The sequence below is a fragment of the Phycicoccus sp. HDW14 genome, assembly GCF_011383005.1.
Classification (GTDB): Bacteria; Actinomycetota; Actinomycetes; order Actinomycetales; family Dermatophilaceae; genus Phycicoccus.
In genome coordinates this window covers 2,263,648-2,285,605 of record NZ_CP049935.1, presented here as the reverse complement: position 1 = coordinate 2,285,605, position 21,958 = coordinate 2,263,648, and the positions used below count along the sequence as shown (strand labels likewise).

General features: G+C 74.3%; 19 protein-coding genes and 3 pseudogenes. 13 read left to right on the top strand and 9 right to left on the bottom strand.

Annotation, left to right across the window (positions count from 1 at the left end):
- Positions 1-4: 4 nt before the first annotated feature.
- From G7075_RS11205 to G7075_RS11195, 3 genes are read right to left on the bottom strand one after another with little or no spacing between them, the layout of a single operon-like run.
- Positions 5-667, bottom strand: a complete 663-nt coding sequence (locus G7075_RS11205) for a class I SAM-dependent methyltransferase (protein ID WP_166121842.1) — start codon at positions 665-667, stop codon at positions 5-7.
- Positions 668-727: 60 nt separating this feature from the next.
- Positions 728-1,750, bottom strand: coding sequence for an alpha/beta fold hydrolase (locus tag G7075_RS11200; protein WP_205860480.1), 1,023 nt, complete (start codon positions 1,748-1,750; stop codon positions 728-730).
- A gap of 51 nt (positions 1,751-1,801) precedes the next feature.
- Positions 1,802-2,791, bottom strand: coding sequence for a malate dehydrogenase (locus G7075_RS11195; protein ID WP_166121840.1), 990 nt, complete (start codon positions 2,789-2,791; stop codon positions 1,802-1,804).
- Between the two features lie 143 nt (positions 2,792-2,934).
- On the opposite strand from G7075_RS11195, the gene G7075_RS11190 reads away from it, so the two are divergent.
- A complete protein-coding gene (locus G7075_RS11190) occupies positions 2,935-3,717 on the top strand; it encodes a ceramidase (protein WP_240917554.1) in 783 nt (260 codons plus the stop codon).
- Positions 3,718-3,734: 17 nt separating this feature from the next.
- On the opposite strand, the gene aqpZ is transcribed toward G7075_RS11190, so the two are convergent.
- Together aqpZ and G7075_RS11180 are read right to left on the bottom strand one after the other, a co-directional pair.
- Positions 3,735-4,550 (bottom strand): aquaporin Z, encoded by an 816-nt coding sequence (aqpZ, locus tag G7075_RS11185; RefSeq protein WP_166121836.1) that lies wholly within the window; start codon positions 4,548-4,550, stop codon positions 3,735-3,737.
- 71 nt (positions 4,551-4,621) lie between these two features.
- Positions 4,622-6,834: pseudogene (locus tag G7075_RS11180) on the bottom strand (NADP-dependent isocitrate dehydrogenase).
- Positions 6,835-7,016: 182 nt separating this feature from the next.
- Here G7075_RS11180 and G7075_RS11175 point away from each other — a divergent pair.
- The 9 genes and pseudogenes from G7075_RS11175 to G7075_RS11135 all read left to right on the top strand — a co-directional run bounded on the left by G7075_RS11175 (position 7,017) and on the right by G7075_RS11135 (position 14,502).
- Entirely contained in the window at positions 7,017-8,000 is a 984-nt protein-coding gene (locus tag G7075_RS11175) for a hypothetical protein (protein WP_166121834.1), read from the top strand.
- Positions 7,972-8,597 (top strand): annotated as a pseudogene (locus G7075_RS11170) (sugar transferase). The gene G7075_RS11175 and the pseudogene G7075_RS11170 overlap by 29 nt, the downstream one beginning before the upstream one ends.
- A complete protein-coding gene (locus G7075_RS11165) occupies positions 8,597-9,214 on the top strand; it encodes a glycosyltransferase (protein ID WP_166121832.1) in 618 nt (205 codons plus the stop codon). Before G7075_RS11170 ends, G7075_RS11165 begins: the two are co-directional and overlap by 1 nt.
- Complete coding sequence (locus G7075_RS11160; RefSeq protein ID WP_240918041.1) at positions 9,118-9,726, top strand: glycosyltransferase; 609 nt, start codon at positions 9,118-9,120, stop codon at positions 9,724-9,726. Before G7075_RS11165 ends, G7075_RS11160 begins: the two co-directional genes overlap by 97 nt.
- Positions 9,723-10,490, top strand: a complete 768-nt coding sequence (gene wzy / locus G7075_RS22005) for an O-antigen polysaccharide polymerase Wzy (protein ID WP_166121830.1) — start codon at positions 9,723-9,725, stop codon at positions 10,488-10,490. The genes G7075_RS11160 and wzy (G7075_RS22005) overlap by 4 nt, the downstream gene beginning before the upstream one ends.
- Entirely contained in the window at positions 10,445-11,254 is an 810-nt protein-coding gene (gene wzy, locus G7075_RS22000) for an O-antigen polysaccharide polymerase Wzy (RefSeq protein ID WP_166121828.1), read from the top strand. The genes wzy (G7075_RS22005) and wzy (G7075_RS22000) overlap by 46 nt, the downstream gene beginning before the upstream one ends.
- On the top strand, positions 11,251-12,492 hold the full coding sequence (locus G7075_RS11145) for a lipopolysaccharide biosynthesis protein (protein ID WP_166121826.1): 1,242 nt from the start codon (positions 11,251-11,253) through the stop codon (positions 12,490-12,492). Before wzy (G7075_RS22000) ends, G7075_RS11145 begins: the two co-directional genes overlap by 4 nt.
- Entirely contained in the window at positions 12,489-13,637 is a 1,149-nt protein-coding gene (locus tag G7075_RS11140) for a glycosyltransferase (RefSeq protein WP_166121824.1), read from the top strand. The genes G7075_RS11145 and G7075_RS11140 overlap by 4 nt, the downstream gene beginning before the upstream one ends.
- On the top strand, positions 13,630-14,502 hold the full coding sequence (locus G7075_RS11135; RefSeq protein WP_166121822.1) for a glycosyltransferase family 2 protein: 873 nt from the start codon (positions 13,630-13,632) through the stop codon (positions 14,500-14,502). Before G7075_RS11140 ends, G7075_RS11135 begins: the two co-directional genes overlap by 8 nt.
- Here G7075_RS11135 and G7075_RS11130 read toward each other — a convergent pair.
- Positions 14,442-16,318, bottom strand: a pseudogene (locus G7075_RS11130) (polysaccharide biosynthesis protein). The gene G7075_RS11135 and the pseudogene G7075_RS11130 overlap by 61 nt on opposite strands.
- Positions 16,319-16,483: 165 nt before the next feature.
- Complete coding sequence (gene cysC / locus G7075_RS11125; RefSeq protein ID WP_240917553.1) at positions 16,484-17,239, bottom strand: adenylyl-sulfate kinase; 756 nt, start codon at positions 17,237-17,239, stop codon at positions 16,484-16,486.
- 485 nt (positions 17,240-17,724) lie between these two features.
- Here cysC and cysD point away from each other — a divergent pair, with 485 nt between their 5' ends.
- From cysD to G7075_RS11110, 3 genes are read left to right on the top strand one after another with little or no spacing between them, the layout of a single operon-like run.
- Positions 17,725-18,636, top strand: coding sequence for a sulfate adenylyltransferase subunit CysD (cysD, locus tag G7075_RS11120; protein ID WP_166121818.1), 912 nt, complete (start codon positions 17,725-17,727; stop codon positions 18,634-18,636).
- The gene (locus G7075_RS11115) at positions 18,636-19,877 is read left to right on the top strand and encodes a sulfate adenylyltransferase subunit 1 (RefSeq protein ID WP_166121816.1); all 1,242 of its coding nucleotides are present in this window, start codon (positions 18,636-18,638) and stop codon (positions 19,875-19,877) included. Before cysD ends, G7075_RS11115 begins: the two co-directional genes overlap by 1 nt.
- Before the next feature lie 4 nt (positions 19,878-19,881).
- Positions 19,882-20,679, top strand: a complete 798-nt coding sequence (locus G7075_RS11110; protein WP_166121814.1) for an exodeoxyribonuclease III — start codon at positions 19,882-19,884, stop codon at positions 20,677-20,679.
- 44 nt (positions 20,680-20,723) lie between these two features.
- Here G7075_RS11110 and G7075_RS11105 read toward each other — a convergent pair whose 3' ends face one another.
- Both G7075_RS11105 and G7075_RS11100 read right to left on the bottom strand, forming a co-directional pair.
- Positions 20,724-21,161: a hypothetical protein gene (locus tag G7075_RS11105; protein ID WP_166121812.1), complete on the bottom strand. Its 438-nt coding sequence runs from the start codon at positions 21,159-21,161 to the stop codon at positions 20,724-20,726.
- Between the two features lie 4 nt (positions 21,162-21,165).
- Positions 21,166-21,924 carry a hypothetical protein gene (locus G7075_RS11100; protein WP_166121810.1) on the bottom strand — a complete coding sequence of 253 codons (759 nt, stop codon included), beginning with the start codon at positions 21,922-21,924 and terminating at the stop codon, positions 21,166-21,168.
- Positions 21,925-21,958: the final 34 nt, after the last annotated feature.

Here is a 21,958-nt window from a genome sequence, read left to right as displayed (position 1 = left end):
CGGCTCAGGCGACCGCGGTGCCGGCGACGTGGGTGGTGAACGGCAGGAACGCCGACCGGATCCGGTAGCGGCGCAGGTCGACGCTGCGGAAGCCCGCGCCCTCGACGGCACCGGCCAGGTCGCGCTCGCAGGAGCACCCCTCGAAGACCCAGGCCCACGGCCGGCGCACCGCACGCTGCGTCCAGCGCGTCAGCGTGCCCGGGTCGGCGACGACGTGCTCGGCGAAGCTGAACCGGCCACCGGGTCGCAGGATCCGACGGACCTCGGCGAGCACGGCCTCCGGGTCCCGGACGCTGCACAGGACGAGGCTGGAGATGACGGCGTCGACGCTGTGGTCCGGCAGGTCGATCCGTTCGGCGACGACGCCACGCACCTCGAGGTCGACGCCGTGGGCCCGGGCGGCGTGCCGCAGCCGCGCGTGCATGTGGGGGTTGGGCTCGATCGCGATGAGCCGCGACCCGGACGCCAGGTAAGGCAGGTTGGCGCCGACCCCCGGGCCGAGCTCGACGACGGTGTCGGGCAGCCCGGCGAGGACGGCCCACTTGTGGTGGCGCATGCGCCGGTCGAGGTACCCGCCCATCACGCGGAAGAACAGCGCGTTGAACCGTCCCCGGACGGCGTGCTCCTCGAAGGGAGCCGGGGGAGTGACGTGGTCGCTGGAGGTCATGCCTCGAGCCTGCGCGGCGGCCCGGCGTCCCGTCAGCAGTGGAACTACCGCACTTCGCCCTCAGCCGGACGGGGTCGAGCCGACGTACCAGGCCGCGACCTGGGCGCGGGAGCGGAACCCCAGCCGGGCCCGGATCCGCTCGACGTGCGACTCGGCCGAGCGCTCGGTGATGACGAGCGCCTCCCCGATCTGCCGGTTCGACAGGCCCCGGGCCACCAGGGCCGCCACCTCCAGCTGGCGCGGGGTGAGGGCCGGTGGCTCCACGGGGTCGAGGGCCGGCAGGCCCAGCCCCTCCCGGATGGCCGTCAGGAGCGCGTGGGTGTCGCCGGCGAAGGGCACGTGGGCCCGCCCGGGCAGGACCCGCAGCGTGGCGCCGGGGATGCCGGCCGCGAGCCGTCGTCCCTCGGCGAGGGGCACGGCCCGGTCGTACTCGCGGTGGAGCACCGTGGTGGGGCTGCTGATCCGGGCCAGGTCCTGCGAGACGTCGACGCCGTAGCAGGCCGCGAGGATCTGGTGGGCGCGCTCGGCCGACGCCGAGGCGCGCTGGTAGCGGGAGAACATCGCCCGGAACCCGGCGTCGGCCTCGGGGGCGAAGATCTCGGTGAGGACGTCGGAGGCCAGGCCCCAGTGCTGCGCGACCAGGCCCAGCACGTGCTCGCGCACCGCCGGCTCGGCGACCCCGTCGCCGTCGACCCAGCCGCCGTAGAGCACGAGGCGGTCCACCGACTCGGGGTGCCGGGCCGCCCACCGCACGGCGAGGGGTGCCCCGAACGAGGCGCCGACGAGGTCGAACCGCTCGACCCCGACCGCCGCCACGACCGCCTGCAGGACCTCCATCTCCTGCTCGACGACGTCGGCGCGCCCGGTCGGCCCGGACAGCCCGCACCCGGGGCGGTCGTAGCGCACGAGGGTGCGGCCGTCGGTCAGTCCCTCGTAGAAGCGCCGCTCGACGGGCAGTGCCCACCCGAGCTCGAGGTGCGAGACCCATCCGGGCACGTGGACCACGACGGGCCCGCGGCCGGTGACCGCGAACCGGATCTGCGTGCCGTCCTCCAGCGCCGTCTGGCCCAGGTGCTGCTCCACCCGCGACAGTGTGTCGCGGGTGGAGGCCCGGGGAAGTCGGGGTGGGTGGGCTCAGATGAGGCCGAGGCCCTTGACGGCGTCGCGCTCCTCGGCGAGCTCGGCGACCGAGGCGTCGATGCGCCCGCGCGAGAACTCGTCGATCTCCAGGCCCTGGACGATCTCCCAACGGCCGTCCTTCACCGTGACCGGGAAGGAGGAGATGAGCCCCTCCTGGACGCCGTAGGAGCCGTCGGAGCGCACGGCCATCGAGACCCAGTCGCCGTCCGCGGTGCCCTGCACCCAGGTGCGGGCGTGGTCGATGGTGGCCGACGCCGCGGAGGCGGCCGACGACGCACCGCGCGCCTCGATGATCGCCGCGCCGCGCTTGGCGACGGTCGGGATGAAGGTGCCCTCCAGCCACTCCTGGTCGCCCACGGCCTCGGCGGCGTTACGACCGCCGACCTCGGCGTGGAACAGGTCGGGGTACTGCGTGGCGGAGTGGTTGCCCCAGATCGTCATCTTCCTGATCTCGGTGACCGGCACGCCGAGCTTCGCCGCCAGCTGGCTGATGGCGCGGTTGTGGTCGAGGCGGGTCAGGGCCGAGAAGCGCTCGGTGGGGATGTCGGGGGCGTTGGACATCGCGATGAGCGCGTTGGTGTTCGCCGGGTTGCCGGTGACGGTGATCTTCACGTCGTCGGCCGCGACCTCGTTGAGCGCCTTGCCCTGCGGGGCGAAGATGCCGCCGTTGGCCTCGAGCAGGTCACCGCGCTCCATGCCCGGGCCGCGCGGGCGGGCGCCCACGAGGAGGGCGAGGTTGACGCCGTCGAAGACCTTCGTGGGGTCGTCGCCGATCTGCACCCCGGCGAGGGTCGGGAACGCGCAGTCGTCGAGCTCCATGACGACGCCCTCGAGGGCCTTGAGCGCGGGGGTGATCTCGAGCAGCCGCAGCTCGACGGGGGTGTCCGGCCCGAGCAGCGCGCCGCTCGCGATGCGGAACAGGAGGCTGTAGCCGATCTGGCCGGCGGCGCCGGTGACGGCCACCTTGACGGGCGTGCTGCTCACGGTGGTACCCCTTCGTACGCGGGTGGGTGGAGTGTCGGTTCGACGCTATCAGCGCGCGGACCCGGCGCGGCAGGCGCCCGATGTGGTGGGCTGGTCACATGACGGCTGCGGCGCCGGGCGGGCGCGACCTGAGACCAGTGGTCGTGACGGGGGTCACGGCCGTGCTCTCGCTCGCCCTCGTCGTCCTCGCCGCGCGCGGGGGCTGGTTCGGCCCGGACGTCGGGCGCGGTGACGGGTTCTGCGAGGCCGCCCACCCCGGCTGGGTGCGCCAGCCCGCCAACACCTGGAGCAATCTCGGGTTCGTGCTCGCCGGCCTGGCGGTGGCGTGGCACGCGTCCCGGCCCGGCCGCCTCGGGGGTGCGCTCGGCGCCCACCCCGGTCTCGCGACGGCCTTCGCGGTGCTCGTCGTCCTCCTCGGCCCCGGCAGCATGGCGATGCACGCGACGCAGACCGACGTCGGCGGGCACCTCGACCTGCTGAGCATGTTCCTGCTGTCGGGCTTCGCCGTCGCGCACGGCGTCATGCGCTGGCTGCGTCGCGGACCCGGAACGCTCGCATCGGTGTTCGTCGTCACCGTCGGCATCGGGATGGCCGGTCACTTCCGCGGTGGCGACGTGCCGGTGCTCGGGCACCTCGGCAACGCGGTCTTCGCCGTCGAGCTGTGGGTGGCCATCGGCCTCGAGGTCGCGCTGTGGCGGCGCGGCCGTCGCGGTGACGGGCCCGCCCAGGACCTGCGGTTCGGCATCGGGTCGGTCGCGACCCTCGCGCTGGCCTTCGCCATCTGGACGACGGGCATGCGCGACCACCCGTGGTGCCGGCCCGAGGCCCTGCTCCAGCAGCACGCGGTCTGGCACGCGCTCGACGCCCTCGCCGCCTACCTCCTGTACCGGCACTACGCCGCCGAGGGTCGTCCCACGGCGGCGTAGCTCAGCCGGTCACCGGCTCAGCGGGGGGCGTCGGGGTCGACGCCCTCGGCGACCGCGAGGTCGGCCGGGTCGATCTCGCCGGAGATGTCGCGGTCGCGCCGGTCGACCCCGGTGATGAGGTGGAAGGTCGCCCCGCCGATGGCCGCGCCGATGATGGGAGCGACCCAGAAGAGCCACAGCTGCCCCGGCGCCCCGTTGCCGTTGAAGAAGGCCACGGCGGTCGAGCGGGCCGGGTTGACCGAGGTGTTGGAGATCGGGATCGACACGAGGTGGATGAGGGTGAGCGCCAGGCCGATCGCGATGGGCGCGAACCCCTCCGGTGCCCGTGAGTCGGTGGCGCCGAGGATCACGTAGAGGAAGACGGCGGTGAGCAGGATCTCGGCGCACAGCACGGCGACGAGCGAGTAGCCGCCGGGGGAGTGCTCGCCGTAGCCGTTCGCGGCCATGTTGCCCGTGGCGTCGAAGCCCGGTGCGCCACGGGCGATCGCCCAGAGGGACAGGCCGGCCAGCAGGCCGCCGAGGACCTGGGCCACGACGTAGCCCGGCACGTCCTTCCACTCGAAGCGGCGGGCGACGGCGACGCCGATGGTCACCGCGGGGTTGAAGTGCGCCCCGGAGACGTGGCCGACCGCATAGGCCATCGTCACGACGGTGAGGCCGAAGGCCAGCGCCACCCCGAGGAAGCCGATGCCGAGGTGCAGGCTGCCCCCGCTGACGACGTTGGGCGCGAGGAAGGCCGCGGCGAAGATCGCCGAGCCGCAGCCCCCGAAGACGAGCCAGAAGGTACCGACGAACTCCGCGCCGAGGCGCTGCGCGATGGAGGGGGGTCTCATGGGCCCTCAGTGTGGCCCTCCCGCGGGTCCTCGTACAGAGGACCCGCGGGAGGAGGTGGCGCGAGTTCCGGTCAGGCGGAGAGGCCGTCGATGATCGCGTTGAAGGTCGCCGACGGGCGCATGACCCCGGCGGCCTTCTGCGCGTCCGGCCGGTAGTACCCACCGATGTCGGCCGGCTTGCCCTGCACCGCCAGCAGCTCGGCCTCGATGGTGTCGCTCTGGGCGACGAGCTGCTCGGCCACCGGGGCGAAGATGGCGGCGAGCGCGGCGTCGTCGGTCTGCGCGGCGAGCTCCTGGGCCCAGAACCGCGCGAGCCAGAAGTGGCTGCCGCGGTTGTCGATCTGCCCGACCCGCCGGGCCGGCGACTTGTTCTCGTTGAGCAGCGTCTCGGTGGCGCGGTCGAGGGCGTTGCCGAGCAGCTCGGCGCGCCGGTTGCCGTTGCCGGCCTCGTGGCGGAACGACTCCGCGAGGGCGAGGAACTCGCCGAGGCTGTCCCAGCGCAGGTAGTCCTCGGCGACGAGCTGCTGGACGTGCTTGGGGCGGAGCCGCCGGCGCCGGTCTCGAAGAGGCCGCCGCCGTTCATCAGCGGGACGACGGAGAGCATCTTCGCCGAGGTGCCGAGCTCGAGGATGGGGAAGAGGTCGGTGTTGTAGTCGCGCAGCACGTTGCCGGTGACCGAGATCGTGTCCTCGCCGCGGCGGATGCGCTCTACCGAGAGCTTCGCGGCCTCGACGGGGGAGAGGACCCGGATGTCGAGCCCCTCGGTGTCGTGCTCGGGGAGGTAGGCCTCGACCTTGGCGATGAGGTTGCGGTCGTGGGCGCGGGAGTCGTCGAGCCAGAACACCGCGGGGGTCTGCGAGGCGCGGGCGCGGGTGACGGCGAGCTTGACCCAGTCGCGGATCGGGGCGTCCTTGGTCTGGCAGGCGCGCCAGATGTCACCGGCCTCGACGTCGTGCGCCATGAGCACGGCGCCGGAGGAGTCGAGCACCTCGACCCGGCCCGCCGAGGCGATCTCGAAGGTCTTGTCGTGGCTGCCGTACTCCTCGGCCTTCTGGGCCATCAGGCCGACGTTCGGCACCGAGCCCATCGTCGTCGGGTCGAAGGCGCCGTGGGCGCGGCAGTCGTCGACGACCGCCTGGTACACACCGGCGTACGAGGAGTCGGGGATGACGGCCAAGGTGTCGTGCTCCTCGCCGTCGGGGCCCCACATGTGGCCGGACGTGCGGATCATCGCCGGCATGGAGGCGTCGACGATGACGTCGCTCGGGACGTGCAGGTTGGTGATCCCCTTGTCGGAGTTGACCATCGCCAGGCGCGGACCGTCGGCGAGGCCCTGCTCGAAGGCGGCGCGGATCTCGTCGCCGTTCGGCAGCGCGCCGAGGCCGTCGAGGATGCCGCCGAGGCCGTTGTTCGGGGAGAGGCCGGCCGCGGCGAGGTCGGCGCCGTAGCGCTCGAAGACCTCGGGGAAGAAGGCGGTGACGACGTGGCCGAAGATGATCGGGTCGCTGACCTTCATCATCGTGGCCTTGAGGTGCACGGAGAAGAGCACGTCGTCGGCCTTGGCCTTCGCGACCTGCTCGCGCAGGAAGGCGTCGAGGGCGGCGACCCGCAGGACGGTGGCGTCGACGACCTCGCCCTCGAGGACCGCGAGGCCGTCCTTGAGCACGGTCTCGGTGCCGTCGGCAGCGGTGTGCCGGATCGTCAGGGTGTCGTCGGCGGGCAGGACGACCGACTGCTCGTTGGAGCGGAAGTCGTCGACCCCCATCGTGGCCACCGAGGTCTTGCTGTCGGAGGACCAGGCGCCCATCGAGTGCGGGTGGCTGCGGGCGTAGTTCTTGACGGCGGCCGGGGCGCGGCGGTCGGAGTTGCCCTCGCGCAGAACGGGGTTGACGGCGCTGCCCTTGACCTTGTCGTAGCGGGCGCGGATGTCGCGCTCCTCGTCGGTCTGCGGGTCGTCCGGGTAGTCGGGGAGTGCGTACCCCTGCGACTGCAGCTCCTTGACCGCGGCCTTGAGCTGCGGCATCGAGGCGGAGACGTTCGGCAGCTTGATGATGTTGGCGTCGGGCGTCGTGGCCAGCTCGCCGAGCTCGGCGAGGGCGTCGCCGACCCGCTGCTCCTCGGTGAGGGTCTCCGGGAAGAGGGCGAGGATGCGTCCGGCGAGGGAGATGTCACGCGTCTCGACGTCGACGCCGGCCGAGGACGCGAAGGCCTCCACGACGGGGAGGAGGGAGTACGTGGCCAGCATCGGGGCCTCGTCGGTCAGGGTGTAGATGATCGTGGCCATGGTCGTCGTCGACGCTCCTCGGTGGTGGCGGTTATCTTGACGTCAAGACAAATCCTAGCGGAGGTGCGGTCCCGGGGACAGCCCGGCGCCCGGTGCGTGCCGTCACGTCACCCCTCCCCGCTCGACTATGATTCCGAGGTCGTACCGCGGGGGTGGACCGAGGGAAGGGTGTGAGGGGCTCCATGTCGTCGAGCCCGCAGCCGCGTTGGCTCCCGGCCGACGACGTCGACCGCGTCATCGTCTCCTGCACGGCCCGCCTGCGGGGGGTCCCGGTCCGCAGGCTCCCCGACCGCCACGACGCCCACGGGCCGCTGGCCGCCGTGCTCGTCGAGACCGCCGAGGCCGCTCGCGAGGTGCTCACCGCCCTCGACCGGCCGGGTCGCACCCTGGCCCTCGACGTCGAGCGCAAGCAGGACCTCGACCTCCCGGCCATCGCCGCGCAGGTCGTCCGGCACGCCCGGCTCGTCCCGACGAAGCCGAACGACGCGACCGTCCGCTCCCTCGACGTCCTCCTCACCCGGGTCGCCGGCCTCGATCTCGCCGGGCTCACCGCGGTCGTCGTCGGCACCGGCAACCTCGGGCTCAAGGCCGCCCTCCTCCTGGCCGAGCGCAACGCCACCGTCCGGGTCTCCGGCCGGGACCCCGCAGCCGTCGACCGCACGGTGGCCGCCGTCGCCGCGGTGCTCCCCGCCTTCCACGGGGCCCCGCCGCGGGCCGACGACCCGGCCAGGGGACCCGTCGACCTCCTCGTCACGGCCGTCAGCGCCGACGGCGTCGTCGGTGCGGAGTGGCTCGGGCGTCTGCGCGAGGGAGCGACGGTCGTCGACGTCGGCATCGGCAACGTCTCCGGCGGGCTGGTGGAGGGGGCGCCCGCCCGCGGGGTCGCCGTCGTCCGGCTCGACACCCGCCTCGCCGAGGCCCAGGTGCTCTGGCCGGCTCCCGGGGTCGGGGCCGCCGGGCCCGCGCAGGCCGAGCTCGACGGGGTCCCCGTGGTCTCGGGCGGGCTGGTCGGACCCCGCGGGTCGGTCGTCGTCGACGACGTCTCCGACCCGCGCCAGGTCGTCGGCGTGGCGGACGGGGTGGGCGGGCTCGTCCCGCTCGAGTCGCTCGAGCCGTGGATGACCGAGAGGATGAGCCGTGTCCGGCACCGCGTACCACGCCGCTAAGCGCGGCCTCGACGTGGCGGCCGCGGCGGTCGGGCTCGTGCTCACCTCCCCGCTCGTCGCCGCCGTCGCGGTGGCCGTCAAGCTCGACGACGGCGGTCCGGTCTTCTTCCGCCAGCCGCGGGCGGGACGGGCGGCACCCCCTTCCCGATGCTCAAGTTCCGCACCATGTCGGTCGCGGGCGAGTTCGCCGGAGAGGTCGACACCAGCACCTGGGCCGACGGCGTGCCCGACGACTTCGTCTTCAAGACGGCGGCCAGCGCCCAGGCCCGGGTGACCCGGGTCGGCGCGGTGCTCCGGCGCACGAGCCTCGACGAGCTGCCCCAGCTGGTCAACGTCCTGCGCGGCGACATGAGCCTCGTGGGGCCGCGCCCCGAGATCCTCCCGATCGTCCGCCACTACAGCGCGGACCAGGCGCGCCGGCTGCTCGTCAAGCCGGGGCTCACTGGCTGGGCGCAGGTCACCGGCCGGTCCTCGCACGACCACGGCCAGAAGATGGCCGCCGACCGCTGGTACGTCGAGAACGCCGGACTGGCGCTCGACGTCCGCATCCTCGTCCGGACCCTCGTCGTCGCGCTGCACGGCCGGGGGTCGTTCTGATGGCGGCCCGCCCCCTCGTCCTCTACGGGATGACGTCCGGCGTCTCGGCGCAGGGGTTCATCCGGGGCCAGGCGCCCTTCCTCCGCGAGCGCGGCTGGGACGTGGCCCTGACCTGCAGCGACGAGGCCGACGTCGCGCGCTTCGCCGCCGGGGACGGGATCGTTTTCCACCCGGTGCCGCTCGAGCGCAACCCCTCGGTGCTGCGGGACCTGGGCGCTGCGTGGAGCCTGTTCGGGCTGCTGCGCCGGCTGCGCCCGGACGTCACGCTGTGGGGCTCGCCGAAGGCCAGCCTCCTCGGGGTGGCGGCCTGCCGCGTCCTGCGCGTCCCATCGGTCTACGTGGTCCACGGCCTGCGGCTCGAGGGGGCCTCCGGCCTCGCGCGCCGGGTGCTCACCCTGCTCGAGGCGGCGACCTGCCGGCTCGCCGACGTCGTCGTCGCCGACGGCTTCGAGCTGCGCCGGATCCTCGAGGACCGCCGGATCGTCCGTCGCGGTCGGGTCGTCGTCCTCGCCGACGGGTCCTGCAACGGCGTCGGGCCCGAGGTGGCCGCCCCCGCTACCGGCACGAGCTGGGCCTGGCCGCCGACGACGTCCTCGTCACCTTCGCCGGTCGCCTGACCGGCGACAAGGGCATCCGCGAGCTCGTGCGCGCCTGGACCCGCCTCGCCCCGAGCCGACCCGGGGCCCACCTCGTCGTGGCCGGCCGCGTCGACGGGCCCGACCCCGAGGGCCCTGCGCTGCTCGCCGCCCTCGAGGCCCTGCCCCGGACCCACCTGCTGGGGCACGTCGAGGACCTCGAGCGGCTGTGGGCCGACACCGACGTCTGCGTCCTGCCGAGCTACCGCGAGGGGCTGCCGCTCGTCGTCATCGAGGCCGCGGCCGCCGGGGTGCCGACCGTGGTCACCGACTGCACCGGCGGCCGCGAGGTCGTCGACGACGGCACCACCGGGCTCGTCGTGCCACGCCGCGACGCCGGGGCGCTCGCCGCGGCGCTCGAGCGGCTGGTCGACGACGGCGCCCTGCGCACCCGGATGGGCATGGCCGCGCGCGAGCGGGCGCTCGCCCGCTACGACCGTCCCCGCCTCTGGACCGCCCTCGAGGGCCTGCTGCGGTCGGCGGCCCGACGATGACGCCTGCCCGCGAGCCCGAGGCCGGGGGAGTGGCGGCCCGCCTGCGGAGCGCCCTGACCCACCCGCAGCTCGGCACCTGGTCCTTCGTCGCCGGTGTCGCACTGCTCGCCGGCGGGTGGGCGACCACGCAGCCGATGCCGGTGCTCGTCGCGTGCTTCCTGCTCGCCCTGTCGGCGCTGCGCCACCTCCTCGTGGCCCCCCGGGTCTCGGCCCTGGGGCTGGCCTTCCTCGCGGCCTTCGTCGTCTTCCTCCTCGCCCGGCCCCTGCTCGAGGTGGTCGGCTACCCGCCGGGGAGCACCGACCAGTTCGTGATGCCCTTCAACCGCGACGACGTCTACACCCACGTGTTCGCCTGTCTCGCACTCTCCCTCGTCGGGCTCCAGGTCGGGTGGTGGATGCTCCCGTTCGCTCGGGGGCGGGGCAGCCGGGCGACCCCCCGGCCGTACCGCAGCGACGCCATCGTGCCGAGCATCCGGGTCGCGTCCGTCGTGCTGCTCGGGGTGGCCCTGGTCTGCCACGTGGCCCTCGGGGTCGAGGCCGCGCTCTTCGTGCGCCACGCGTCGTACTTCGACCTCTACACGACCTTCGCCTCCGGCCTGCCGCTGCCGGTCCGCCTGCTCGGCCAGTCGGCGACGGCCGTCTTCCTGTGCTACCTCGCCACCGACCCGCGCCCCCGGGCGGTGTGGTGGGCCTCCGGGCCTACCTCGCGGCCGCCTCGGTGGCCCTGTTCTCCGGGCAGCGCACCGAGCTCGTGCTCTCGGTGACCGTGGTCCTCGTCTACCTCTCCTACCGCTCGGCGACCGACCCGTCGGGCCGTCGGTGGGTCGGGCGGCGGCTGCTCTGGGTGGCCGCCGGGGCCATCCCGGTGGTGCTGGGCCTGCTGGCCCTCGTCGGGCGCACGCGGACCCTCCAGGCCCGGCAGGCGGAGGGCCTGTTCGGGCCGCTCTGGGACACCGTCTACGCCCAGAGCTCGAGCCTCGAGGTGATCGGGTACGGGTACGTCTACCGGGCCCAGGTCCCCGACCACCTGTACTCGCTCGGGCACCTCGTCGACCTGCTCGGACGGCGGCTCCCGGGCCTCGTCGGTCTCGGCGACGGCGCGCTCTCCGGCCAGAGCGTCGAGCGGGCCGAGCAGAGCGGCCTGTTCGGGCAGCTCATCTCCTACCGCGTGCTCGGCGGTGAGTACCTCAAGGGCCGCGGCATCGGCTCCTCCTACGTCGCCGAGCTGTGGGCCGACGCGGGCTACGTCGGCGTGCTCGTCGGCAGCATCGTGCTCGGGGTCGTGCTCTGGCAGCTGACCGTGGGCCTGCACCGCTCGTGGGAGGTCCGCCTCCTCTGCCTCCTGCTGGCCCGCGAGGTCGTGCTCGCCCCCCGCAGCGGCTACAGCCAGTTCGTCGTCGAGGCCTTCACCGCCTCGAGCCTGGCCGGTATCGGGCTCGTCCTCCTCGGGGCGCTCGCCGTCCGCCGGTGGGTCCAGCCCGTTGCCGCACCCCGCCGTGCCGACCGCCCGCTGCGGGTGGCGCGGTGAGCCCGACCACCGAGGCCTCCCTCCGGCGGCCGATCGTCTGGACGGTGGTCGGCAACGCCGTCTACACGCTCGCGCAGTGGGCGGCCGTGGCGGTCGTCGCCAAGACCCTCGGACCGGTCGACGTGGGCGTCTTCGCGCTCGCGGCGTCGGTGACCGCGCCGGTCCTCGTCCTCGTCCAGATGCAGCTGCGCATCGTCCTGGCCACCGACGTCGAGCACCGCCGCCCGCTGGGCGACTACGTCGTGGTGCGGGTGTGGGGTGCACTGGCCCTCGTCGCCCTCTCGGTCGCCTACGGGCTGCTGTCGGGCCGGCCGCGCGACGTCGTCCTCGCCATCGGGGTCTTCGCCGTCGCCAAGGCCCTCGACGCGGTCGCCGACGTGCTCTACGGCTACCACCAGCGGCTCGAGCGGATGGACGTCATCGCCCGCAGCCAGGCGGTCAACGGGCTCGCCTCGCTCGTGCTGCTGGCCGTCGGTGTCGTGGCGACCGGGAGCCTGCTCGTCGGGCTCGTCGGCTTCGCGGCCGGCTCGCTGCTCAACCTCGTGGGGTACGTGGTGCCCGCCACGCTGCGCGCGCGACGGGTCGACCCCGGCCCGCCCGACGGTCCCGGCGACGGCCGGCTGGCGCTCGTGCGCACGGCCCTGCCGCTGGGCACCGTCCTCGTCCTCTCGGCGGTGGCCACCAACGTGCCGCGCCTCGTCGTCGAGGACGACCTCGGCGCCTACTCGCTCGGCCTCTTCGCGGGCGTCGGCTACGTCGTCCTCGCCGCGGGCAACGTCGTCAACGCCGTCGGCAACGCGATCGGGCCGCGGCTGGCCCGGCTGCACGCGTCCGGCGACCGGCCGGGGTTCGAGCGCCTCCTGGGCCTCGGTGTGCTGTTCGGCGCCGGGGTGGGGGTGCTCGGGGCCCTGCTGTCGTGGGTCGTGGGCGACGAGGTCCTCGGGCTGCTCTACACCGACGACTACCGGCACTCCGGCGCGCTGCTCGCCGGGCTCTCCCTCGCCTCGGCCGTCTCCTTCGCCGCGAGCTTCCTCGTCGGCGGGGCGACGGCGGCGCAGCGCTTCTCGGCCCAGCTGCCGACGGCGGTCGTCGCGACCGTCGTCGCCGTCGTCGTCTCGCTGGTGGCCGTGCCGGCCCTCGGCCTGAACGGTGCCGTCGTCGCCGTGGCGGCCGCGTCGGCCGTCCAGCTCGTCGGGTTCGGGCTCGTCGTGCGGCGCACCCTCGAGGAGATGCCGTGACCGCCGCCCGCCCGCTCGAGGTGCTCGCCGTCGTCGGCGCGATGAACCGCGGTGGCATCGAGACCTGGCTGATGAACGTCGTCCGGGCCCTGCCGCCCGAGGAGGTGCGCCTGTCCTTCCTCGTGCACGGCGACGGGCCGTCGGACTACGACGACGAGATCCACGCCCTGGGGCACCGCGTCCTCGTGTGCCCGCTGGGGCGCGACGTCGTCGGCTACGCCCGACGGCTGGCCGGGATCCTGCGGGCCGAGGGGCCCTTCGACGCGGTCCACTCGTTCACGAGCACCTTCTCCGCCGTGCCGCTGGCGGTGGCCAGGGCGCGGGGGGTCCCGGTGCGGATCGCCCACAGCCAGACCGACCGTCGCGCCGTCGTCGCCGCCTCGGGGCTGCCGCGGCGGCTCTACAGCCGCGCGGCCACGGCGGCGATCCTGCGGACGATGACCACCGGCCTGGCCTGCACGACGGAGGCCGCGGCCTTCCTCTTCGGGCCCGGCGCCGCGTCGGACCCCCGGGTGCGCATCGTCCCCAACGGGATCGACCTCGCCCCGTTCGCGCACGCGGCACCGAGCCTGCGGGCGGAGCTCGGCATCGCGCCGGACCGGCTGGTCGTCGGCCACGTCGGGCGGTTCGTGGCCGTCAAGAACCAGCGCTTCCTCGTCGACGTCGCCCGCCGCTGGCGCGACGCGGACGACGACGTGACGCTCGTCCTCGTGGGGGACGGCCCCGACCGGGAGGCGGTCGCCCGGGCCGTGCGCGACGCGGGGCTGGAGGAGCGCGTGCACCTGGTCGGCCTGCGCACCGACGTCCCCGGCGTCCTCGCCGACCTCGACGTGCTCGTCCTGCCCTCGCTCTGGGAGGGCGCCCCGATCACGCTCGTGGAGGCCCAGGCCAGCGGGGTGCCGGCCGTCGTCTCGCACGCCGTCACCGGGGCCACCGACGCCGTGCCGGGGCTGGTCACCCGCACCCCGGACGGCGCGGACGCCGACGAGTGGGCGCGCACGGTGCTCGCCGTGGCCGCTGCCCCACGGCCGTCCCGCGAGGAGGCACAGGCGACGATGGCCGGCACGCCCTGGAGCCTCGAGCACGTCGTGCCACTCCTGCGCGACGCGTGGTCGGCCGATCGCCGCGGGAGTGGCCGTGGCTGAGGTCACGGTCGCGATCTCGTTCTGCGACAACGCCGGGACGCTCCTCGACTGCGTGCGCTCGGTGTACGCCCAGACCGTCACCGACTGGCGGCTCCTGCTCGTGGACGACGGCTCGGTCGACGGTGGCGGCGACCTCGTGGCCGCGCTCGACGACCCTCGCGTCGAGCTGTTCCGTCACCGCGAGAACCGGGGGACCCCGGTGCGGCTCAACGAGATCTCGCAGCGGGTGTCCACGCCGCTGCTCGCCCGGATGGACGGCGACGACCTGATGCACCCCCGGCGGCTCGAGCTCTCGCTCGCCGCCCTGGCCGAGGGCGCCGACCTCGTCGCCGGCGCGGCGGTGTCGGTCGACGGCGACACCCGGCCGAGCGGCTTGCGACCGTCGGTGGCCACGAGCGACCCCCTCGCACACCTCCGCCACGCCCCGCTCGTGCACGCGAGCGTGACGGGGCGGACGCAGTGGTTCCTCGAGCACCCCTACGACGCCTCGCTGCGCCGCTGCCAGGACCAGGAGCTGTGGGTGCGGACCCTCGGCGACCGCGACACCGTCGTCCTCGACGACGTCGTGCTCTACCTCCGGGAGGCCGGCACGGTGCCGGCCGCCAAGTACGCCCGCAGCATGGCCGGCACGCGCGCCGTCGTGCGCCGGCACGGGCCGGTGCTCGTGGGTCGCGGTCGCGCTGCACGGATGTCCGCCCTGACGGTGGCCAAGGAGGTCGCCTACCGGGTGGCGGAACCGCTGGGTCTCGTCGACCGGCTCGTCGGGCGACGGTCCGCCACCCTGGGGCCCGCCGACCTCGTGGCTCACGCCGAGGTGCTGGAGGCCATCCGCAGCGTCCGGCTGCCCGGGGTCGACCCCGCCTGAGCGGACCGCCCCGCGAGGGCGAACCTCGTCAGCGCGTCGTGCATCTCGTGGGGCTCGGGGTGGGTGGTCCCCACGACCGACGCCGGCAGCGGGGGCACGTCGGTGGCGGTGATCAGCTCGTGCGTGGTGACGCGGTGGTCGTCGGCCTGGCCGAACAGGTCCTCGGCGAGCTTCTCGCCGGGACGCAGCCCGGTGAACGCGATCTCGACGTCGGGCTGCCCCGACATCGAGATGAGGGTGCGGGCGAGGTCGACGATCTTGACCTGCTCGCCCATGTCGAGGACGAGGACCTCGCCGGCCGCCTCCATCGTGGCCGCCTGCATGACGAGCTGGCAGGCCTCGGGGATGAGCATGAAGTAGCGGCGCACGTCGGGGTGCGTGATGGTCACCGGCCCGCCGCGGCGGATCTGGGCGGTGAACGCCGGGACGACCGAGCCCCGCGAGCCGAGCACGTTCCCGAAGCGGACGCTGAGGTAGCGCCCGTCGCCCCGCTCGGCGAATCCGGCGGTCAGGCGCTCGGCGACCCGCTTGCTGTAGCCGAGGACGGACGTGGGGTCGGCGGCCTTGTCGGTCGAGACGTTGACGAAGGTCCCGACGCCGACCTCCTCGGCGGCCGTGAGGACGTTGAGGGTGCCGAGGACGTTGGTCTGCCAGGCCTCGGCGGGGAAGCGCTCGAGGAGCGGCAGGTGCTTGAGCGCGGCCGCGTGGAACACGATGTCGGGGCGGTGCTCCCGGAAGCGCCGTCGCAGCGTCGACAGGTCGCGGATGTCGGCGAGGACGATGTTCTCGTTCTGCAGCAGCCCCTCGCCGTCGAGGTCGAGCTGGACGGCGTGCAGCGCGGACTCGTCGCGGTCGAGGAGGACGAGGCGCTCGGGGAGAAGCGGGCGATCTGGCGGCACAGCTCGGCGCCGATCGACCCCCCGGCCCCGGTGACCAGCACCACCTTGTGGTTGAGCTGCTCGCTGATGGCGGTGTCGTCGAGCCGGACCGGTCGGCGGCCGAGCAGGTCGGCGACGTCGATGTCGCGGATGTCGGAGGCGGTGAGGGAGCGGCCGATGACGTGGCTCAACGAGGGGACGACGAGCGGGCGCAGCCCGGCGGCCTCGGCGGTGGCGCTCAGCTCGCGGATGGTCTGCGACGTCGCGCTCGGGATCGCGATGACCACGTGCTCGGCGCCGGTGGCGTCGGCCACGCGGGCCATGTCCTCCCGCGTCCCCCGCACCCGGAGGCCCTCGATGCGGCTGCGGCGCTTGGCGCGGTCGTCGTCGAGCAGGGCGACGGGGAGGTAGGAGGTGCGCTCGTCGTGGAGCAGGTTGCGCACGAGCAGGCGTGCGGCCGAGCCGGCACCGACGACGATGACCCGGGTGGCGTCCGGCCGGCGCGCGGCGCGGCGGCGGGAGTGGGTCCGGAACAGCAGCCGGGTCGAGAGCTGGACGGCGTAGGCGGTGAGTCCGCCGATGGCCGGCACGGTGCCGGGGACGAGGATGCGGCCCCCCTCGGAGGCCGCCTCGACGGCCACCGCCGCCCCGAAGAGCGCGAAGGTGACCAGGGCCGTCGTCGTGGCGAGGGAGCGGACCTCCTCGAACGACCCCCGGTGCGTGCCCCGGGTGTACGGCCCGAGGACGAGCCCGACGAGCAGCTGGGCTCCGGCCGCGCCGCCCGCGGCGAGGTAGGTCGACGGGACGAAGGTGAGGTCGGGGTCGTACTGGTAGCGCAGCCACGTGGCCACGACCACGGCGACGAACCAGATGGCGGCGTCGACGACACCCCACCCCAGGGCCAGGACGGTGCCCCGGCCGCGCGACTGGCGACTCATTCCCTCTCCCACCGCTGTTCGGCCCCGTGGGGCCTGGGTCCGTCCCCCTGCGGTAGGTACCCTTCCGACAGCGAGCCACTGTAGTCGAGATGGGGTGGAGGCGGAGACCTCGCGCGGCGAGTCGCCGCAGGTCAGCGCCGAGCGGGACGGCGGCGGCGCCCGAGGTCAGCCACGGACGCGGTGCAGGACGGCGAGCACCTGCTCGACGCACTCCTCGACCGGCCGACCGGTGGTGTCGAGGCGCAGGTCGGGCTCCTCGGGCACGTCGTAGGGGGCGGAGATGCCGGTGAAGTCGGCGACCTCGCCGCGCCGGGCCGCGGCGTAGAGGCCCTTGCGGTCACGGCGCTCGCACTCCTCGAGGGGTGTCGCGACGTGGACGAGGACGAAGCGTCCGCCGCGAGCGGTGGCCATCGCGGCGACCTCGCGGCGCACGGCGTCGTGCGGGGCGATCGGGCTGCACACCGCGATGCCGCCGTGGTGGGCCACCTCGGCGGCGACCCAGCCGATCCGCCGGACGTTGGTGTCGCGGTCCGCCGCGGAGAACCCCAGGCCGGCGGTGAGGTGGCGGCGCACCCGGTCGCCGTCGAGGAGGGTCACCCGCGTGCCCTCCTCGACGAGCCGGCCCGCGAGGGCCCGGGCGATGGTCGACTTCCCCGACCCCGACAGCCCGGTGAGCAGGACGACGACACCCGTCGCCGCGGGGGCCTCGACCGGCACCGCCCCGGCGTGCGCAGTGGGGTGCGCCCCCGGCACCGTGGCCGGGTCGATCCCGAGCGTGTCGAGCAGGGCCGCCCGCCGGTCGGCGTCCTCCGGGAGCGGTGCGACGAGGACCCGGGCCCCGACGGGTCGCGCCGCGGCCAGCGCCGCCCGCACGGTGTCGGTCCCGGCGGTCGTGCCGTCGAGCGAGGTGGAGGCCAGCACCAGCAGGGTGGCCCCGGCGGCACCGAGGAGGGGACGTCGGCGGCCGACTCGACGAGGAGCACGTCCGCGCCGGACAGATCGGTCGGCCCGGTGAGGTGCAGCGCCTGGAACGGTCGCGGTGACGGGTCGGCCAGCCAGGTGGGCCGACCGGTGACGAGCCCGCCGTGAAGCCGCTCGAGCGCGTCGAGCCGGACGAGCGGCACCCCCTCGGGGTCGACGACGACGAGGGACCCGGCCGCGACGGCCCGGTCGGTCTCCTCCGGCGGCAGGTGGAGCGGGCGGATCGGCGCGTCGGGTCCGTAGAGGCCGCGGCGCAGCAGCTCGAGGTCGTCGAGGTCCTCCTGCGGCGGGCACCAGCGGGGCGCGTCGTCGGTCACCGGGCCAGTCTGCCCGTCCCACGGTGGCCAGCACTCGGACACCTCACGTGGCGATACCGGCACCACGTTTATGGTTTCCCAAACATTCCGTGATGAGAGGTCCCTGCCGTGCCGTCCCGTGCCGACTACCGGCTCTCCCACCTCGAGGAGCTCGAGTCTGAGTCGATCCACATCCTGCGCGAGGTCGTCGCGGAGGTGGAGAAGCCCGTGCTGATGTTCTCCGGCGGCAAGGACTCGATCGTCATGCTGCGCCTGGCCGAGAAGGCCTTCCACCCCGCGAAGCTGCCGTTCCCGCTGCTCCAGGTCGACACGGGGCTCGACTTCCCCGAGGTGCTCGAGACCCGTGACCACTGGGTCGCCCGGCTCGGGGCGCGGCTGGTCGTCGCCTCGGTCGAGGACGCCATCGCCTCCGGAGTCGTCGTCGACGACGGGCGCACGAGCCGGAACCGGATGCAGACCGCCACCCTGCTCGACGCCATCGAGGCGCACGGCTTCACGGCGGCCTTCGGTGGCGGCCGGCGCGACGAGGAGAAGGCCCGCGCCAAGGAGCGCGTCTACTCCCACCGTGACGAGTTCGGGCAGTGGGACCCCAAGAACCAGCGCCCCGAGCTGTGGTCGCTGTACAACGGCCGGCTCCACGCCGGCGAGCACCTGCGCATCTTCCCGCTCTCGAACTGGACCGAGCTCGACGTCTGGCACTACCTCGCCCGCGAGCGGGTCGAGCTGCCGTCGATCTACTTCGCCCACCGCCGGCGGGTCTTCGAGCGCGACGGGATGCTGCTCAGCGAGCACCCGGCCAACCCGTGCCGCGACGGCGAGGTGGTCACCGAGCGCACCGTGCGGTTCCGCACCGTCGGCGACCTCAGCCTCACCGGCTGCGTCGAGAGCTCCGCGACGACGCTCGAGGAGGTCGTCGAGGAGGTGTCGCTGGCCCGGGTCACCGAGCGCGGCGCCACCCGCGGCGACGACCGGTTCTCCGAGGCCGCCATGGAGGACCGCAAGAAGGAGGGCTACTTCTGATGGACCTGCTCCGCTTCGCCACGGCCGGCTCGGTCGACGACGGCAAGTCGACCCTCATCGGGCGGCTGCTGCTGGACTCCAAGGCGATCTTCGAGGACCAGCTCGAGGCCGTCGAGGCCACCTCGCGCACCAAGGGCTACGACTACACCGACCTCGCCCTGCTCACCGACGGCCTGCGCTCGGAGCGCGAGCAGGGCATCACCATCGACGTCGCGTACCGCTACTTCGCCACTCCGCGAAGGAAGTTCATCATCGCCGACACCCCCGGGCACGTGCAGTACACCCGGAACATGGTGACCGGGGCGTCGACCGCCGACCTCGGGCTCGTGCTCGTCGACGCGCGCCAGGGCCTCACCGAGCAGTCGCGCCGGCACGCCGTCATCCTCTCGCTGCTGCGGGTGCCGCACCTCGTGCTGGCCGTCAACAAGATGGACCTCGTCGGCTTCGACGAGCAGGTCTTCGAGGCGATCCGGGAGGACTTCGTCGCCTTCGCGGCCCGGCTCGACGTGCCCGACCTCGAGGTCATCCCGATCTCGGCGCTCAAGGGCGACAACGTCGTGACCCGCAGCGCGTCGATGCCCTGGTACGAGGGGCCCTCGCTCCTGCACCACCTCGAGCACGTCCACATCGCCTCCGACCGCGACCTGCGCGACGTCCGCTTCCCGGTGCAGTACGTCGTGCGGCCGAAGTCCGACGACCACCACGACTACCGCGGGTACGCCGGCCGGGTCGCCGGTGGGGTGCTCAAGCGCGGTGACGAGGTGATGGTCCTGCCGAGCGGCCTGACCACCCGCGTCGCCGGCATCGACCTGTTCGACGAGGAGGTCGAGGAGGCGTTCCCGCCGATGTCGGTCGTCGTGCGGCTCGAGGACGACCTCGACGTCTCGCGCGGCGACATGGTCTGCCGCCCGCACAACGCACCGGAGGCCACGCAGGACGTCGACGCGATGGTCTGCTGGATGACGCGCGAGCCGCTGCGGCCGCGCCAGAAGCTGGCCATCAAGCACACGACGCGCTCGGCCCGGGCGGTCGTCAAGGACATCCGGTACCGGCTCGACATCAACACCCTCCACCGCGACCCGGAGGGCAGCGAGCTGGGGCTCAACGAGATCGGCCGGGTCACGCTGCGCACGACCCAGCAGCTGCTCCTCGACCCCTACGAGCACAACCGCACGACGGGGTCGTTCATCCTCGTCGACGAGGCCACCGGTTCGACGGTCGGCGCGGGGATGGTCAACTAGGGGCGTGCTGCTCGTCTCCGCCAACGTCAACGGCATCCGTGCCGCCCTCCGCCGGGGCGGCCTCGCCCGGCTCGCCGCCACCGGCGCCGACGCCATCGCCCTCCAGGAGGTGCGGGCCGACGACGAGCAGCTGCGGACGGTGTTGGCCGAGAACGGTTTCGGCGACTGGGCCGTCGCGCACTCGCCCGCCGAGGCGAAGGGTCGCGCCGGGGTGGCCGTGCTGACGCACCATCCCGTCAAGGACGTGCGCACGGGCATCGCTGAGGAGTTCGAGGGGCAGGGTCGCTGGGTGGAGGCCGACGTCGTCGTCGACGGCCGGGTCGTCACCGTCGCGTCGGCGTACGTGCACACCGGTCAGGCCGGCACCGCGCGCCAGGCGGAGAAGGAGCGCTTCCTCACGGCGGTCGGCGACCGGGTGGGGGAGTGGGCCGCCGACGGCCGGCTCGGGGTGCTCACCGGCGACCTCAACGTCGCGCACACGGCCGACGACCTGAAGAACTGGAAGGGCAACCGCGGCAAGGCGGGTTTCCTGCCCGAGGAGCAGGCCCACCTCGACCGCTGGGCCACCGAGCACGGCCTCGTCGACGTGACGCGGCGGCTGCACGGGCCGGGGCCGGGGCCCTACACGTGGTGGTCCTGGCGCGGGCAGGCCTTCGACAACGACTCGGGCTGGCGGATCGACTACCAGCTGGCCACCGCGCCGCTGGCCGCGCGAGCGGTCGAGGCCTCCGTGGGACGGGCGGCCAGCTACGCCGAGCGCTGGAGCGACCACGCGCCGGTCCTCGTCGAGTACGCCGTCTGAGGCGCGACACGACCCACCGGCGGCGTCGTCCCGGGGTCACGGGGTCAGCAGTACCGGGCCTCTGACCAGGTCCAGCCGGTGCCCTCCCGGTCGAACTGGAGGGCGGCCCGCAGCGAGCCGTCGACGTCCTGCGCGACGACGACGAGGCTCTGCGTGCCGTCGAGCACCCGGAGCCGCGCCCCTGGGTACTGGGTCGCGAACCCGGTTCCGGCCCACCATCGCTCGGCTGCGGCGAGCGGCGACGACCAGCCGCCCGACCCGTCGATGGTGCCGGTGTTGACCCCGGCGCCGCCGCACTCGACGTGGACGTCGGCGGCGCGGACCACTGCCGGCGCGCCCGCCCTCGACAGGAAGACCGGGTCGGCGCCGGGTCGCCCGACGAAGGCGCCCACCAGCGCGAGGGCCGCGACGACGGCCAGCCCGGCGAGGCCGACGCCGGCGGTGCGTGTGCTCGGCGGCCCCCCTGCGGTGGAGACGGTCACGGGGTCAGTATCGCGGCTGCCGACCCCGCTGACCAGACCCTCGCCCACGCTCCGGGTCGAGGAGCAGCACCGACGGGGGCCCGGTCGTGGGGGCGGCGCCGCGCCGGGGTCCGCCCCAGGCCGTGGCCTCGTCGGGCGCGGGCCGGAGCAGGTCGTCGCGGGCCAGGTCGAGCAGCCCCGCCGGGTCGGGACCGCGCAGGTAGAAGGTGATGCGGTGGGCCTCGAGGAACGGTCCCTCGACCGTCGCACCGGACGCCCGGGCCGCGGCGCGGGTCCGCTCGAGGGCGGCCGGCAGGGCCCGGGCCCACTCGAGGGTCCGGTCGGAGAGGTCGAACACCGCCCCCACCGTGAGCCGCACCTCGACCTGGTCCGCCCGGACGGGACCCGCCGAGTGCTCCGGCGCGGGCGGCAGCCCCTGACCGGTGACGACCCAGGTGTCCTCGGCGCAGACGCCGTCGCGGGACGCGACCACCGAGCCGGAGAGGTCACGGGCCACCAGCCGCTCGTCGGTGCACCCGGCCACGGGCCACTCCTCGGTGGCGACGGCGAGGACGACCGGGAGGGGGGAGTCGCGGGCCGGGTCCGCGGCCCGTTCGACGAGCAGGACGCGACCGCTGGTGTTCTCGATGGTCATGCTCCGGTCGGCCTCCCGGAACGCGAAGGGCAGCGCCAGGCCGAGGCCGAGCACGCCGGCCACGCACAGGCCACCGCCGATGAGCATGAACAGCACGAGCGTGCGTGCCGCCGTCGATGTCGTCCCCATCCCCGTCCCCTCCGTCGGGTCGTGACGCTAGAGG